Source organism: Arthrobacter sp. Hb9-2 (assembly GCF_059091165.1).
In genome coordinates this window covers 290,339-303,445 of the sequence record NZ_JBNHGJ010000001.1, presented here as the reverse complement: position 1 = coordinate 303,445, position 13,107 = coordinate 290,339, and the positions used below count along the sequence as shown (strand labels likewise).

Genomic DNA, 13,107 nt, shown 5'->3' with positions numbered 1-13,107 from the left:
ATATCTCCTAGGAAATCGGGTTTTCAGGCCTGCAGGCCTGCGAGGGAGTCCTTGGCGGCCGCAGCAACTGCTTCTGCGGTGATGCCGAACTCCTGGAAGAGGCGCTTGTAGTCCGCGGAAGCGCCGTAGTGCTCAAGGCTGACGGAACGGCCGGCGTCGCCGACGAATTCCTTCCAGCCCAGGGCCAGTCCTGCTTCGACGGACACACGGGCCTTGACGGCCGCGGGGAGCACTGACTCGCGGTAGGCGGCGTCCTGCTTGTTGAACCACTCAACGCAGGGCATCGAGACGACACGGGCGGCGATGCCTTCGGCCTGCAGGGCTTCGCGGGCCTTCACGGCCAGCTGGACCTCGGAGCCGGTGCCGATGAGGATGACGTCGGCCGGGACGGTGGCGCCGTCCTTGGCGGCTTCGGCCAGGACGTAGCCGCCCTTGGCGACGCCGGCAACGGAACCGAACGTGTCGCCGTCGGCCTCGCCCTCGCCACGTTCCCAGGTGGGGATGTTCTGGCGGGTCAGGACGATGCCGGCCGGGTTGGAGTGGTTTTCCAGCATCGTCTTCCAGGCCACGGCTACTTCGTTGGCGTCACCGGGACGGACCACGTCCAGGCCAACGATGGCGCGCAGCGAGGCGAGCTGTTCCACCGGCTGGTGGGTGGGGCCGTCCTCGCCCAGGCCGATGGAGTCGTGCGTCCAAACGTACAGGGACGGCACACCCATCAGCGCGCCAAGACGGATGGCGGGCCGCTGGTAGTCGCTGAAGATCAGGAACGTGCCGGAGAACGCGCGGGTCCGGCCGTGCAGGCTGATGCCGTTGACGATCGAGGCTGCGGCGTGCTCGCGGATACCGAAGTGCAGCACACGGCCGTACGGGTTGCCCTTCCACGCGTCCGTCTGCTTCGACGCCGGAACGAACGACGGCGAGCCCTCGATGGTGGTGTTGTTCGACTCTGCAAGGTCGGCAGACCCGCCCCACAGTTCGGGCAGGACCGGGCCCAGGGCGTTCAGGACCTTGCCCGAGGCGGCACGGGTGGAGACGTCCTTACCGGCCGGGAAGACCGGAAGGGCCGCGTCAACATCGTTGGGCAGTTCCTTGGCCTCGATGCGCTGCAGCAGGGCCGCGCCCTCGGGGTTGGCCGCCTGCCAGGCGTTGAAGGACTCTTCCCACTCCTTGCGGGCGGCAGCACCGCGGTCCACCACGGCGCGGGCGTGGGCCAGGACGTCCTGGTCCACGTCGAAGGACTTGGCCGGGTCAAAGCCCAGAACCTCCTTCAGTGCGGCGACTTCCTCTGCACCAAGGGCAGAACCGTGGATCTTGCCCGTGTTCTGCTTTTTGGGGGCCGGGTAGCCGATGATGGTGCGCAGCGACACGATGGACGGCTTGGACGTCTCAGCCTTGGCCGCGAGGAGCGCCGAGTAGAGCTCCTGGACGTCTTCCTTGTATTCGCCGGTCTTGGTCCAGTCCACGCGCTGGACGTGCCAGCCGTAGGCTTCGTAGCGCTTGAGGACATCCTCGGTGAACGCGATGTCGGTGTCGTCCTCAATGGAGATGTGGTTCTCGTCGTACACCACCACGAGGTTGCCCAGTTCCTGGTGGCCGGCAAGCGAGGAAGCCTCAGCCGTGACGCCTTCCTGGAGGTCGCCGTCGGAGGCAATGACCCAGATGGTGTGGTCGAACGGGCTGGTACCCGGGGCGGCGTCGGCGTCGAACAGGCCGCGCATCCGGCGCTGGGAGTAGGCAAAGCCGACGGAGGACGCCAGGCCCTGGCCCAGCGGGCCGGTGGTGATCTCCACGCCGGCGGTGTGCTTGTACTCGGGGTGGCCCGGGGTCAGTGAACCCCACGTCCGCAGCGCCTCCAGGTCCTTCAGCTCCAGGCCGTAACCGGAAAGGAAGAGCTGGATGTAAAGGGTGAGGGAGGTGTGGCCCGGGGACAGGACAAAGCGGTCACGGCCCAGCCAGTCAGGATTCCGCGGGTCGTGCCGCATCAGCTTCTGGAAAAGGAGGTACGCGGCCGGCGCCAGGCTCATTGCCGTTCCCGGGTGGCCGTTGCCCACCTTCTCCACGGCATCTGCTGCGAGCACGCGAATGGTATCCACCGCGCGCTCGTCCAGGCTGGTCCAAGACAGTTCTTGCTCTTCCAAATGTGGCACGAAAACCGGGCCCTCTCTGTGCTGATGGCAGATGGCACACCGGATCCGTTTTAAGGCACGCTGTGTGGCGCCCGCTGCGGTGTGTACCAGCCGTTCACCATCGAAACGTTGATCTTTTCACTCAGCCACTGGCCAGTCCTGGAACGCGTTTTCCACTGCTTCCTTGCTGCGTGCTGATCTGGTGACAGCTTAGCTCTATTCCACTCTGCGGGAGGCCGAAATCTCACGTTTTGGACGCAATTTCGCCTTATGTGAATCCTTCTGAAGTGAGGGTGAGTTAATCTGCTCGAATCGATGCACGAGCGATCATCAGCACCAAAATGACGGGCCGTTGGGACGGGACCGGCACGGTATGATATTTGGAGGCCAGCGCCGGGTGGCGGACCTTTTTTAGCTCCCGCGACTCCCGGCCAAGGCGAGGATCGGTGATTACGGTTCCGCCGACGCTCCGAAGGGCGGGCCTCATGACACAGCTGGACAGCCAGACAGAACTGCCAACAGAACGGGTGACTGCCACCGTGAGCACAACAGATACGCCGCTGAACGCATCCCGGGCAACAAGCGCCGGGATTGCCCGTAAGGCCAAGGCGTATCTTGCCCTCACCAAGCCCCGCGTGATTGAGCTGCTCCTCGTCAGCACCCTTCCCACCATGATCTACGCGGAGCGCGGCTTCCCCTCGATCGGGCTCATCCTCGCCACGCTGGTGGGCGGCGCCTTCGCCGCCGGCAGCGCCGGAGCGTTCAACTGCTACATCGACCGCGACATCGACAAACTGATGCACCGTACCGAAAACCGTCCGCTGGTCACCGGTGAGGTGACGCCGCGTGAAGCGCTGGTCTTCTCTTGGCTCCTGGGCGCGGCCGCCATCGCCATCCTCTGGTTCGGAGCCAATCCGCTGTCCGCCTGGCTGGGACTGGGGGCCATCTTCTTCTATGTGGTGATCTACACGATCATCCTTAAGCGGCGTACCGCGCAGAATATCGTGTGGGGCGGTGCTGCCGGCTGCTTCCCGGTGCTGATTGCCTGGGCTGCTGTCACCAACTCGGTGGAATGGCCCGCCGTCATTCTCTTTATGGTGATCTTCCTCTGGACACCTCCGCATTACTGGCCCCTGTCCATGCGCTACGGCGAGGACTACCGCAACGCCAAGGTCCCCATGCTCGGAGCCATCGCCGGCGCCAAAGTGGTCTCCGTTCAGGTGGTCCTGTACGCGTGGGCCATGGTGGCCTGCTCATTGCTGATGATTCCCGCCGGCGGAGCCGGCTGGGTCTACACGGCCACCGCCGTCCTGGCAGGCGCCTGGTTCCTGTACGAGTCCCATTCCCTGTACAACCGGGCCCAGCGTGAGGACATCTCCGACAAGCGGGCCATGAAGGTCTTTCACGGCTCCATCAGCTACCTCACCCTGCTTTTCATTGCCCTGGCGGTTGATCCGTTCATCGGGCCGGCGGTTATGGCGGGCTAAAGGCGCCATCCTGCGGCACGTCAAGCCTCTCCCGGTTCTGCTGGGGGAGGCTTGCCCCGTTTAAGGAGTCCGGGAAGCCTTCAGGTGAGCGGACCCGCCGCGGGCCTCGCCGTTGCCGGGCTGGTCCAGGAGTTCGGCTGCCAGGTCACTGAGCGAGCCGGCATCCAGTTCCTCGACCCTGCCCAGGCCCCGCGAAGACCCGTCCCTGCGGGGACGCGTGCAGGCTGACCAGCAGGAACCACGCCGCCAGATGCCAGCGCCCCGGTTCGCAAGGAACCGGGGCGCTTGGCATTGCAGATTGGGAAGCGGGCGGAACTACTCCACGGGGCTGGACCGGGCGATGTCCCAGGCGTTGGTTGCAGCCACCATCAGCAGCGCGGCACCCAGCATATGGGCGGCCACCAGCAGCGCTGGAATGCCGTTGTAGTACTGGGTGAAGCCGATGACGCCTTGAAGGAGTGTCACGCCGAGCAGTGCCAGGACGGCGGTGCGGAAGGACCCCTTGATCCGGCGCAGGAACACCAGTGCGAGTGCCACCAATGTTCCAGCGGTGATGAGGTAGGCGGGAACGGCGTGGATGTGGGAGAAAAGGTCCCAGTCCAGCCCGTTCCGGGGAGCGTCGGCGTCGCCAGCGTGCGGACCGGCCCCGGTCACCACCACGCCGAGCATCACCGCAAGCGCGGAGAAGAGCGCGACGGCGGCCGTCACCGGGCGCATGACACCCGGCAGGGCGGGGTGGGAGACGGTCCGGAACCGGCCCGTCCGGCCAAAGGCACGGTTCACCAACAGCGTGGCGAACACCACCAGCGCCATGGAGACCAGGAAGTGCAGGCCCACCACCCAGGGGTTGAGGTTCGTCAGTACGGTAATGCCGCCGATCACGGCCTGGGCCGGGATGCTGGCCAGCAGCCCCAGTGCCAGCAGGAAAAGGTCCCGGCGCTCCTTGCGCAGGTTCCACAGGTACACCAGCATCAGGGCTGCGACGGCGGCAAGGGCGAAGGTAAGGAGCCGGTTACCGAATTCGATGAACCCGTGGATACCCATTTCCGGTGTGTTTACCAGGGAAGTGTCCGTGCAGCGCGGCCACGTGGGACAGCCCAGGCCGGATGCCGTCAGCCGCACGGCGCCGCCGGTGACCACCAGGAGGGTCTGGCCGATCAGGGAGGCAACCGCCAGGCGGCGGACCCTGACGTCCACGGTGCGGGGCAGCCGGGACGACAGGCGGTTAACAAACTGGGGGAGGCGTGCGGCCGTGCTCACGGATATCTCAATTCCACTTGAACCAACGGATGGCTGCTGCCCCGGCAATGACGGTCCACAGCAGCAGGATGAGGGTGGCGCCGCCATTCAGCGTGCCGGCAAGGAAAGCCTCGCGCAGGGATTCACCCAGCGCGCCGGAGGGCAGTAACTCCACCATTGCCTGGGCACCGGCAGGCAGGCGTTCCGCCGGGAGGACGATTCCGCCCAGTGCGCCCAGCAGGATCCAGAGCAGGTTGGTGATGGCGAGCGTGGCTTCCGGCCGGACGGTCCCGGCCACCAGCAGGCCCAGCGCGGTAAAGGCGGCGGCGCCCAGTGCCAGGAGGAGCAGGCCGGGAATCCAGGCGGCTGCCTGCGGCTGCCATCCCAAGGACAGGGCCACCACAGCAACCACAGCCACCTGCAGGCAGAGGACGGCCAGGACCGAAAGCGCCTTGCCGGCGATCAGCCCCCCGCGTCCCAGGGGAGTGGTGGAAAGGAAACGCAGCACGCCATAGCGCCTGTCGAAGCCGGTGGCGATGCCCTGGCCTGTGAATGCCGTGGACATGGCGCACAAGGCAAGGATCCCGGGTAAGGCAACGTCAATGCGGCTGGCCCCCATCCCGTCCAGGAACGGCGTCACGGTCAGGCCGACAAGCGCCAGGAGCGGCAGCACTACAGCCAGGATCAGCTGCTCGCCGTTCCGGAGCATGGCCAAAGACTCGTACTTGCCTTGCAGCAGAACGCGGCGCAGCAGGGAGGCGGGGTCCTGCCGGCCTGAAACGCCACCCAGGGTGGTGCTTGGACCATTGCCTGGAGTGGCGCCGGCAGCGCCCGGCGCTGTCCCGTTCATCGGATGTCCTTTCCCGAAATATCCAGAAAGACGTCTTCAAGGCTACGCGCTTGCAGGGTCATGGAAGCCGGCATGATGTTATGCGTTTCCCACCATCGTGCCAGTGCTGCGAGGTGGCCGGGAGTCAGGCTGCCCGTGACGGAGTAGCTGCCCGCGCGGGTCTCGGAGACGGCAATGCCGGCCGGCAGAAGCCCGGCAAAATCCAGCCCTGGATGCGCTTCGAACTCGAGTGTGCGGATGTGCTCGGCCCCTGTTTCCAAGGCAGGACTGCGCTGGAGCAGTTCCTGGACGGTGCCCTCGGCCACGTTGCGGCCGCCGTCGATGATGTAAACGTAGTCGGCCAGCCGCTGGGCGTCGTCCATCAGGTGCGTGGTGAGGATGATGCCCATCCCGGCGTCGCGTAGCTCGGAAATGAGGTTGAACACCAGTTGGCGGGACTGCGGGTCCAAGCCGGCACTGGGTTCGTCGAGGAACAGGACTTCCGGCCGGCCGATCAGCGCAGCGGCGAGGGCCAGGCGCTGCTTCTGCCCGCCGGAGAGCCGCCGGACGGTGGTCCGGCTGAACGCGTCGATGCCCAGCCGCTCAATGAGGTCATCCACGGGCCAGGGCCGTGCGTAGAGTCCGGCTATGTGCCGCAGCAAGGGAACAGGCCTGGACGGCGGCGGCAGCCCGCCGTCCTGAAGCATCACACCCACGCGGGAGCGCAGTTCCGCCCCTGCCGTTGCGGGGTCGTGGCCCAACAGGGAGATGGTGCCGCCGCTTCTTTTTTGAAGGCCTTGGGCGCATTCGAGTGTGGTGGTTTTCCCGGCACCGTTTGCGCCCAGGAGGGCCGTAACCTGGCCGCGCTCAGCGACAAGGGAGATCCCGCTCACCACCCGGAGCATTTTTCCGTCCAGGCTTGCAAGCGGGCCTACATCCTTAACTAGCCCGCTGATGGACAGAACCGGGGATTGGGGGGATCGCACCCGAATATTCTACGGGATGTAGTATTTTCCGACGTCCTTCGGCGGCGCGGCAGGGACCTCCACGGGTTTTTGTCCAGGTATGAGGACTTCCGCAGTGGCCAGGCCTGCAGATCTGGACAAAAACTCCGCAGCTCTGCTGAGGTCAGCCTGCCCTTACTGGAGCGAGGGAGTAAATTACGACATGATTGTGTTGTGTATTCCATGAGCAATGCTACTGCTATGCCCTTTGCCGGGCACGGGACCTCACCGGCTCCCGCAGACCGCGGCCCCCTGGCCGCCGGTCCGGTGGCTGACGCCGATGAGCGCACCCGGGACCGCGTCCTCTCGGCCGTCCTGGAACAGGGGCCAGTCAGCGCCGCTGAACTCGGCGACCTGCTGGGATTCACTCCGGCGGCGGTTCGCCGGCACCTGGACCATTTATCCCGTGCAGGCGTTATTGAAGTCAAGCGCGTGGCAAAGGCCGGCGCCGGGGCAGGCCGTCCCGCACGGCGCTATGTCCTCAGCTCCCAGGGCCAGTCGAGCCTCGGCAACGATTACCTGGATATTGCCGCACTTGCGCTCCAGCAGCTCCAGAAAGTTGCCGGGCCGGACGCAGTGCGGGCATTCGCCGTCGAGCGCTTCGCCGAGATGGAACGCCGCTACGCCCCGGAAATCGCGAAGGCGGGCCCGGACATCACCGACCGCGCCAAAGCCTTGGCGGACGCCTTGAGCCGCGACAACTTCGTGGCCTCGGCAGCCTCCATCGAGGCCAAGCCCCCGCTCCCGGCGGCACTCTCCAGCGTGCAGCTATGCCAGGGCCACTGCCCCATCCAACAGCTCGCCGCCCGGTTCCCCGTGTTTTGCGACGTGGAGACCGAAGTGTTCTCGAGGCTGGTAGGTGTGGACGTGCGCCGCCTCTCCACACTGGCCCGCGGCGGGCACGTCTGCACCACCCATATACCCACAGGCAGGCTGTCTGCCCAAGGACCCCTGAGGTCCCCGGCAGCCCCCGCCAGCCTGAATGAAGTAAACAACCATCAGCAAGAAAGGCCGTGATGACGGACCAACTATCAGAGAAAGCGGTAGCCGAAAACACTGTGATCTCGGAGATTCTGGAAAAGAATCCCGAGCTTCACGGCATCGGCAACTACGAGTACGGATGGGCTGACAAGAACGACGTCGGCGCCAACGCACGCCGTGGGCTCAACGAAGAAGTGGTCCGGGACATTTCGGCCAAGAAGAGCGAGCCGGAGTGGATGCTCGACCTGCGCCTGAAGGGCCTGAAGTACTTCGACCGCAAGCCGATGCCCACCTGGGGTGCAGACCTCTCCGGCATCGACTTCGACAACATCAAGTACTTCGTCCGCTCCACGGAGAAGCAGGCTGCCACCTGGGAAGAGCTGCCCGAGGACATCAAGAACACCTACGACAAGCTGGGCATCCCCGAGGCCGAAAAGCAGCGCCTGGTTTCCGGTGTCGCCGCCCAGTACGAGTCCGAGGTCGTTTACCACCAGTTGCGTGAGGACCTGGAGCGCCAGGGTGTCATCTTCCTGGACACCGACACCGCCTTGAAGGAACACCCGGAGATTTTTCAGGAGTACTTTGGCACCGTGATCCCGGTGGGCGACAACAAGTTCGCTTCGCTGAACACCTCTGTCTGGTCCGGCGGCTCCTTCGTGTACGTCCCCAAGGGTGTCCACGTGGACATTCCACTGCAGGCATACTTCCGCATCAACACCGAGAACATGGGCCAGTTCGAGCGGACCCTGATCATCGCGGACGAGGATTCCTACGTCCACTACATCGAAGGCTGCACCGCGCCGATCTACACGTCGGACTCGCTGCACTCCGCTGTGGTGGAGATCATCGTGAAGAAGGGCGCCCGCGTCCGGTACACCACCATCCAGAACTGGTCCAACAATGTGTACAACCTGGTGACCAAGCGTGCCATCTGCGAAGAGGGCGCCACCATGGAATGGGTCGACGGCAACATCGGCTCCAAGGTCACCATGAAGTACCCGGCCGTTTACCTCGTGGGGGAGCACGCCAAGGGCGAAACCCTCTCCATCGCTTTCGCCGGCGAGGGCCAGCACCAGGACACCGGTTCCAAGATGGTGCACATTGCGCCGAACACCAAGAGCTCCATCATTTCCAAGTCGGTGGCCCGCGGCGGCGGCCGTGCAGCTTACCGCGGCCTGGTTCAGGTCCGCGAAGGGGCCAAGCACTCCGCCAACACCGTCCGCTGTGACGCTCTGCTGGTTGATACCATCAGCCGCTCGGACACCTACCCGTACATCGACATCCGCGAGGACGACGTTGTGATGGGCCACGAGGCAACTGTTTCCCGGGTCAGCGAAGAGCAGCTCTTCTACCTGATGTCCCGCGGCATGCGCGAAGACGAAGCCATGGCGATGATCGTCCGCGGCTTCATCGAGCCCATCGCCCGCGAGCTCCCCATGGAGTACGCACTTGAGCTGAACCGCCTGATTGAACTGCAGATGGAAGGGTCCGTCGGATAACGATGACTGAAATCACTACTGAAAAGGCACGCATCGGCGCGCCCTCAGCCCAGCCGTTCATCGACGGCTTCACCGAAGAAGGCGAGAGCCTCTCGCCGATCAATGCCGGCTCCAAGGCACCCCTTGCGGGTGCTTCGGCCAAGAGCCACTCCCACGGCGGCGGCGTTGGCATCCCGGACAGCTCACGTGCCGGCCGGCTGACCTCCTACAAGCTTGCCGACTTCAAGCCGCTCACCGGCATGGAGGAAGATTGGCGCTTCACCCCGCTGAAGCGGCTCCGCGGCCTGCACTCCGAGGTCCTCTCCGGCGCGGCACCCACCGTGGTGGTCACCGGACCCGAGCAGGTCACAGTGGAAAGCGTCAACCGCGACGACCAGCGGATTGGTACCGCCGGAATCCCCGAGGACCGCGTGTCAGCCAACGCCTGGGAAAACTTCGCCGGCGCCACCGTCGTCACCATCCCGGCTGAGTTCGAAGCCCTGACGGAGATCTCCGTCGACATCGAAGGCACCTCGCTCGAGGCAGCCGCCCAGCACCTCGTGATCGTGGCGGAAAAGTTCTCCAAGGCAGTTGTTGTCCTGAACCACAGGGGATCCGCCGTTGTATCGGAAAACGTTGAGATCATCGTTGAAGACGGCGCCAGCCTGACGGTTATCTCCCTCCAGGAATGGAACGACGACGCCGTCCACGCCTCCTCCCAGCAGGCAAAGATCGGCCGCGACGCCAAGCTCAAGCACGTCATGGTCAGCCTCGGCGGGGACCTGGTCCGCGTCACGCCGTCGGCACGCTTCACCGCCCCCGGCGGCGAGGCCGAGCTGTTCGGCCTGTACTTCGCCGACGCCGGCCAGCACCTGGAGCAGCGCCTGTTCGTGGACCATGCAGTACCCAACTGCAAGTCCAACGTGCTGTACAAGGGCGCACTGCAGGGCCGCAACGCCCACGCCGTCTGGGTTGGTGACGTCCTGATCCGCAAGGAAGCAGAGGGCACCGACACCTACGAGGCCAACCGCAACCTGCTGCTGACCGACGGCGCCCGTGCCGATTCCGTGCCCAACCTCGAAATCGAGACCGGACTTATCGAGGGTGCCGGCCACGCCAGCGCCACCGGCCGGATGGATGACGAGCACCTCTTCTACCTGATGGCCCGCGGCATCCCGGAATCGGTTGCCCGCCGCCTCGTGGTCCGCGGCTTCCTGAACGAGATCATCCAACAGATCAAGGTCCCCTCCATCGAGGAGCGGCTGACCGAGGCTGTTGAGCATGAACTCGCACTGACGGACAACTAGAGGTAACGGGGCACGGGCTTAAAGATGACTGACCAGCCAAAGGGCGAGCTTGTCTGCAAGGTGGATGAAATCCAGCTGAAGCAGGCGCTGCGGATCCTGATCGACGACTACCCTGTGGCGATCGTCAAGGACTCCATGGGGGAGATCCACGCAATCGGTGACACCTGCTCGCACGCGGACATTTCCCTGTCCGAGGGCGAAGTGGAGGGCTGCGCCATCGAGTGCTGGGGCCACGGCTCCCAGTTCGACCTGCGCAGCGGGGAACCGCTCCAGCTGCCGGCCTACGATCCCGTTCCGGTGTTCGCCGTCGAGATCCGGGGTGATGAGGTCTATGTGGACTTCACCAACATCCTCAACGGCGCCGAAACCCCCAACTTCAGCTAGCACCACAGAATTACGAACCAACTTCCAGACAGAGACCGCACCGCAGCCGCCAGGCTCGGCGCAGAGGAGAACAAGACACATGTCTACTCTTGAGATCAAGGACCTGCACGTCAGCATTGAGACGGAGCAGGGCACCAAGGAAATCCTGAAGGGCGTCAGCCTGACCATCCGGACCGGCGAAACCCACGCCATCATGGGCCCCAACGGGTCCGGCAAGTCCACGCTGGCCTCCACCATCGCAGGCCACCCGCGCTACAACGTGACCAGCGGCTCCATTACCCTTGACGGCGAAGACGTCCTGGAGATGAGCGTTGACGAGCGCGCCCGCGCCGGAGTCTTCCTGGCCATGCAGTACCCGGTGGAGGTCCCCGGCGTCAGCATGACCAACTTCCTGCGCACGGCCAAGACCGCGATCGACGGCGAAGCCCCCAAGCTGCGCACCTGGACCAAGGACGTCAAGGCTGCCATGGAGCAGCTCCGCATCGACGCCGACTTCGCACAGCGCAACGTGAACGAAGGCTTCTCCGGCGGTGAGAAGAAGCGGGTGGAAATCCTGCAGCTGGAACTCTTCAAGCCCAAGTTCGCCATCCTGGATGAGACGGACTCCGGGCTGGACGTTGACGCGCTGAAGGTTGTGTCCGAGGGCGTCAACCGTGCCCACGCCGAGGGCAAGATGGGCACGCTGCTCATCACCCACTACACGCGGATCCTGCGCTACATCAAGCCTGACTTCGTGCACGTGTTCGTGGACGGCCAGGTTGTTGAGGAAGGCGGCCCCGAGCTGGCCGACCGCCTGGAAGAAGAAGGCTACGACCGCTACGCGAAGGGCGCCGGCGCCGCCGCTGCACCCGTCGCCGCACAGGCCTAGTAAGGGACTTTCGCCATGACCGAAATCGACGCGTCCCGCACCAGCCTCGAGGACATCGAAGAGGCGCTGAAGGATGTCATCGACCCGGAGCTCGGCGTCAACATTGTGGACCTCGGCCTGCTCTACGGCCTGAAGTACTCCGATGACGACGGCGCGCTGCTGATCGATATGACCCTGACCACCGCCGCCTGCCCGCTCACCGATGTTCTTGAGGAGCAGGTGGGCCAGGCCCTGGACGGCGTTGTTGACGACTGGCGCCTGAACTGGGTCTGGATGCCGCCATGGGGTCCGGAACGGATCACCGACGACGGCAAGGACCAGATGCGGGCCCTCGGCTTCAACATCTAAATAAAGTACGACGACGGCGGGTCACCTTCCCGGGGAAGGTGACCCGCCGTCGTCGTTCCCCACCGCCCCCTAGCCTCGCAAGCTCGGCCAGGGAACCCTGCCGGTGTGGGCCCACCTCAAAGCGTGGGCGCGGAGAAGGTGTCGCACTGGTTGATGTCGCCGGTTTCGTAGCCCTTGTAGAACCACCGCTGGCGCTGCTCGCTGGAGCCGTGGGTCCAGGCCTCGGGGGAGACCCGGCCGGTTGCTGCCTCCTGGATCCGGTCGTCGCCGACGGCCGAAGCGGCGGACAGTGCGTCGTTCAGGTCCTGCTGTGTCAGGGCCTCCAGGAACGGCTGGCCTGCCGGGCCGGGCTGGGTTGAGGCGTGTTTGGCCCACAGACCCGCGTAGCAGTCGGCTTGAAGCTCAACGCGGACAGCGCCGGACTCCGGGCCCTGTGGGTCCTGCTGTGCCTGGTCCAGGTTCCCGAGCACGTTTTGGATGTGGTGCCCGAACTCGTGGGCCACCACATACTCCTGCGCCAGCGGACCGCCCGAGGAGCCGAACCGGTCCACGAGCTCCTGGAAGAAGCCGGGATCGAAGTAGGCGGTGGTATCGGCCGGGCAGTAGAACGGGCCAACAGCGCTGGAAGCCGCGCCACAACCCGTGTTGACCCCCTGCTCGAAGATCACCGTCTCCGGCTGCGGGTACCGCACGTTGTACTGCTGCAGATAGGCGGGCCAGAACGCGTTCAGGCTGTTCACGGTGCCGGTGATGCGGCAGTCCACGCGGGCGTCTGCGTCGGCCCCGGTTTCGCAGGCCGGGGCGGTGCCCTGGCTTTGCGGCGCCTGACCTGCTCCTGCCAGTCCTTCCAGCAACTGCGGGTTGACGCCCAGGAGCGCGGCGATGAGCAGGATGAGCCCGCCGCCGATGCCACCGCCAACCTTTGCTCCGCGGCCCATGCCGCGCCGGTCCTGGACCTGCGAAGGATCCAGCTGCACATTGTCGTTGAAACTCATAAAGTCACATTACCCGCGGACCCGAAGCTCAATCCGTGCCGGCCGGTAAAGTTGATCC

The 13,107-nt window shown here is 65.0% G+C and carries 13 protein-coding genes; 8 read left to right on the top strand and 5 right to left on the bottom strand.

Going from position 1 to position 13,107, the window contains the following annotated elements; translation table 11 throughout:
- Positions 1-23 precede the first annotated feature (23 nt).
- Positions 24-2,141 carry a transketolase gene (gene tkt / locus AC5RV1_RS01485; protein WP_493993259.1) on the bottom strand — a complete coding sequence of 706 codons (2,118 nt, stop codon included), beginning with the start codon at positions 2,139-2,141 and terminating at the stop codon, positions 24-26.
- 515 nt (positions 2,142-2,656) lie between these two features.
- Between tkt and AC5RV1_RS01480 the strand changes: the two genes are divergently transcribed.
- Both AC5RV1_RS01480 and AC5RV1_RS01475 read left to right on the top strand, forming a co-directional pair.
- Positions 2,657-3,616, top strand: coding sequence for a heme o synthase (locus tag AC5RV1_RS01480; protein ID WP_163164135.1), 960 nt, complete (start codon positions 2,657-2,659; stop codon positions 3,614-3,616).
- Positions 3,617-3,700: 84 nt separating this feature from the next.
- Positions 3,701-3,844 (top strand): hypothetical protein, encoded by a 144-nt coding sequence (locus tag AC5RV1_RS01475; RefSeq protein WP_493993227.1) that lies wholly within the window; start codon positions 3,701-3,703, stop codon positions 3,842-3,844.
- Between the two features lie 87 nt (positions 3,845-3,931).
- On the opposite strand, the gene AC5RV1_RS01470 is transcribed toward AC5RV1_RS01475, so the two are convergent.
- Genes AC5RV1_RS01470 through AC5RV1_RS01460 form a run of 3 tightly spaced genes read right to left on the bottom strand, consistent with a single transcriptional unit; the run spans position 3,932 to position 6,670 of the window.
- Positions 3,932-4,876, bottom strand: a complete 945-nt coding sequence (locus tag AC5RV1_RS01470; RefSeq protein ID WP_493948273.1) for a COX15/CtaA family protein — start codon at positions 4,874-4,876, stop codon at positions 3,932-3,934.
- A 7-nt stretch (positions 4,877-4,883) separates the two neighbouring features.
- Entirely contained in the window at positions 4,884-5,705 is an 822-nt protein-coding gene (locus AC5RV1_RS01465; protein ID WP_493993226.1) for an ABC transporter permease, read from the bottom strand.
- The gene (locus AC5RV1_RS01460; protein ID WP_493993225.1) at positions 5,702-6,670 is read right to left on the bottom strand and encodes an ABC transporter ATP-binding protein; all 969 of its coding nucleotides are present in this window, start codon (positions 6,668-6,670) and stop codon (positions 5,702-5,704) included. The genes AC5RV1_RS01465 and AC5RV1_RS01460 overlap by 4 nt, the downstream gene beginning before the upstream one ends.
- A gap of 201 nt (positions 6,671-6,871) precedes the next feature.
- On the opposite strand from AC5RV1_RS01460, the gene AC5RV1_RS01455 reads away from it, so the two are divergent.
- The 6 genes from AC5RV1_RS01455 (at position 6,872) to AC5RV1_RS01430 (ending at position 12,054) form a co-directional block, all read left to right on the top strand.
- The gene (locus AC5RV1_RS01455) at positions 6,872-7,705 is read left to right on the top strand and encodes a helix-turn-helix transcriptional regulator (protein ID WP_493993224.1); all 834 of its coding nucleotides are present in this window, start codon (positions 6,872-6,874) and stop codon (positions 7,703-7,705) included.
- Entirely contained in the window at positions 7,705-9,168 is a 1,464-nt protein-coding gene (sufB, locus tag AC5RV1_RS01450; RefSeq protein ID WP_256247745.1) for a Fe-S cluster assembly protein SufB, read from the top strand. Before AC5RV1_RS01455 ends, sufB begins: the two co-directional genes overlap by 1 nt.
- A gap of 2 nt (positions 9,169-9,170) precedes the next feature.
- The gene (gene sufD / locus AC5RV1_RS01445) at positions 9,171-10,454 is read left to right on the top strand and encodes a Fe-S cluster assembly protein SufD (protein WP_493993223.1); all 1,284 of its coding nucleotides are present in this window, start codon (positions 9,171-9,173) and stop codon (positions 10,452-10,454) included.
- Between the two features lie 24 nt (positions 10,455-10,478).
- The gene (locus AC5RV1_RS01440; RefSeq protein WP_493993222.1) at positions 10,479-10,838 is read left to right on the top strand and encodes a non-heme iron oxygenase ferredoxin subunit; all 360 of its coding nucleotides are present in this window, start codon (positions 10,479-10,481) and stop codon (positions 10,836-10,838) included.
- Positions 10,839-10,917: 79 nt separating this feature from the next.
- Positions 10,918-11,706: a Fe-S cluster assembly ATPase SufC gene (sufC, locus tag AC5RV1_RS01435; protein WP_163163564.1), complete on the top strand. Its 789-nt coding sequence runs from the start codon at positions 10,918-10,920 to the stop codon at positions 11,704-11,706.
- Positions 11,707-11,721: 15 nt separating this feature from the next.
- Positions 11,722-12,054: a metal-sulfur cluster assembly factor gene (locus AC5RV1_RS01430; protein ID WP_163163566.1), complete on the top strand. Its 333-nt coding sequence runs from the start codon at positions 11,722-11,724 to the stop codon at positions 12,052-12,054.
- A 116-nt stretch (positions 12,055-12,170) separates the two neighbouring features.
- On the opposite strand, the gene ypfJ is transcribed toward AC5RV1_RS01430, so the two are convergent.
- Positions 12,171-13,049: a KPN_02809 family neutral zinc metallopeptidase gene (ypfJ, locus tag AC5RV1_RS01425; protein ID WP_493948278.1), complete on the bottom strand. Its 879-nt coding sequence runs from the start codon at positions 13,047-13,049 to the stop codon at positions 12,171-12,173.
- Positions 13,050-13,107 lie beyond the last annotated feature (58 nt).

Excerpts from the sequence above, each read along its gene's own strand:
- AC5RV1_RS01440 (WP_493993222.1), top strand. The coding sequence starts at position 10,479 with ATGACTGACCAGCCAAAGGGCGAGCTTGTCTGCAAGGTGGATGAAATC.
- sufD (WP_493993223.1), top strand. The coding sequence starts at position 9,171 with ATGACTGAAATCACTACTGAAAAGGCACGCATCGGCGCGCCCTCAGCC.
- sufB (WP_256247745.1), top strand. The coding sequence starts at position 7,705 with ATGACGGACCAACTATCAGAGAAAGCGGTAGCCGAAAACACTGTGATC.
- AC5RV1_RS01455 (WP_493993224.1), top strand. The coding sequence starts at position 6,872 with ATGAGCAATGCTACTGCTATGCCCTTTGCCGGGCACGGGACCTCACCG.
- sufC (WP_163163564.1), top strand. The coding sequence starts at position 10,918 with ATGTCTACTCTTGAGATCAAGGACCTGCACGTCAGCATTGAGACGGAG.
- ypfJ (WP_493948278.1), bottom strand. The coding sequence starts at position 13,049 with ATGAGTTTCAACGACAATGTGCAGCTGGATCCTTCGCAGGTCCAGGAC.
- AC5RV1_RS01430 (WP_163163566.1), top strand. The coding sequence starts at position 11,722 with ATGACCGAAATCGACGCGTCCCGCACCAGCCTCGAGGACATCGAAGAG.
- AC5RV1_RS01465 (WP_493993226.1), bottom strand. The coding sequence starts at position 5,705 with ATGAACGGGACAGCGCCGGGCGCTGCCGGCGCCACTCCAGGCAATGGT.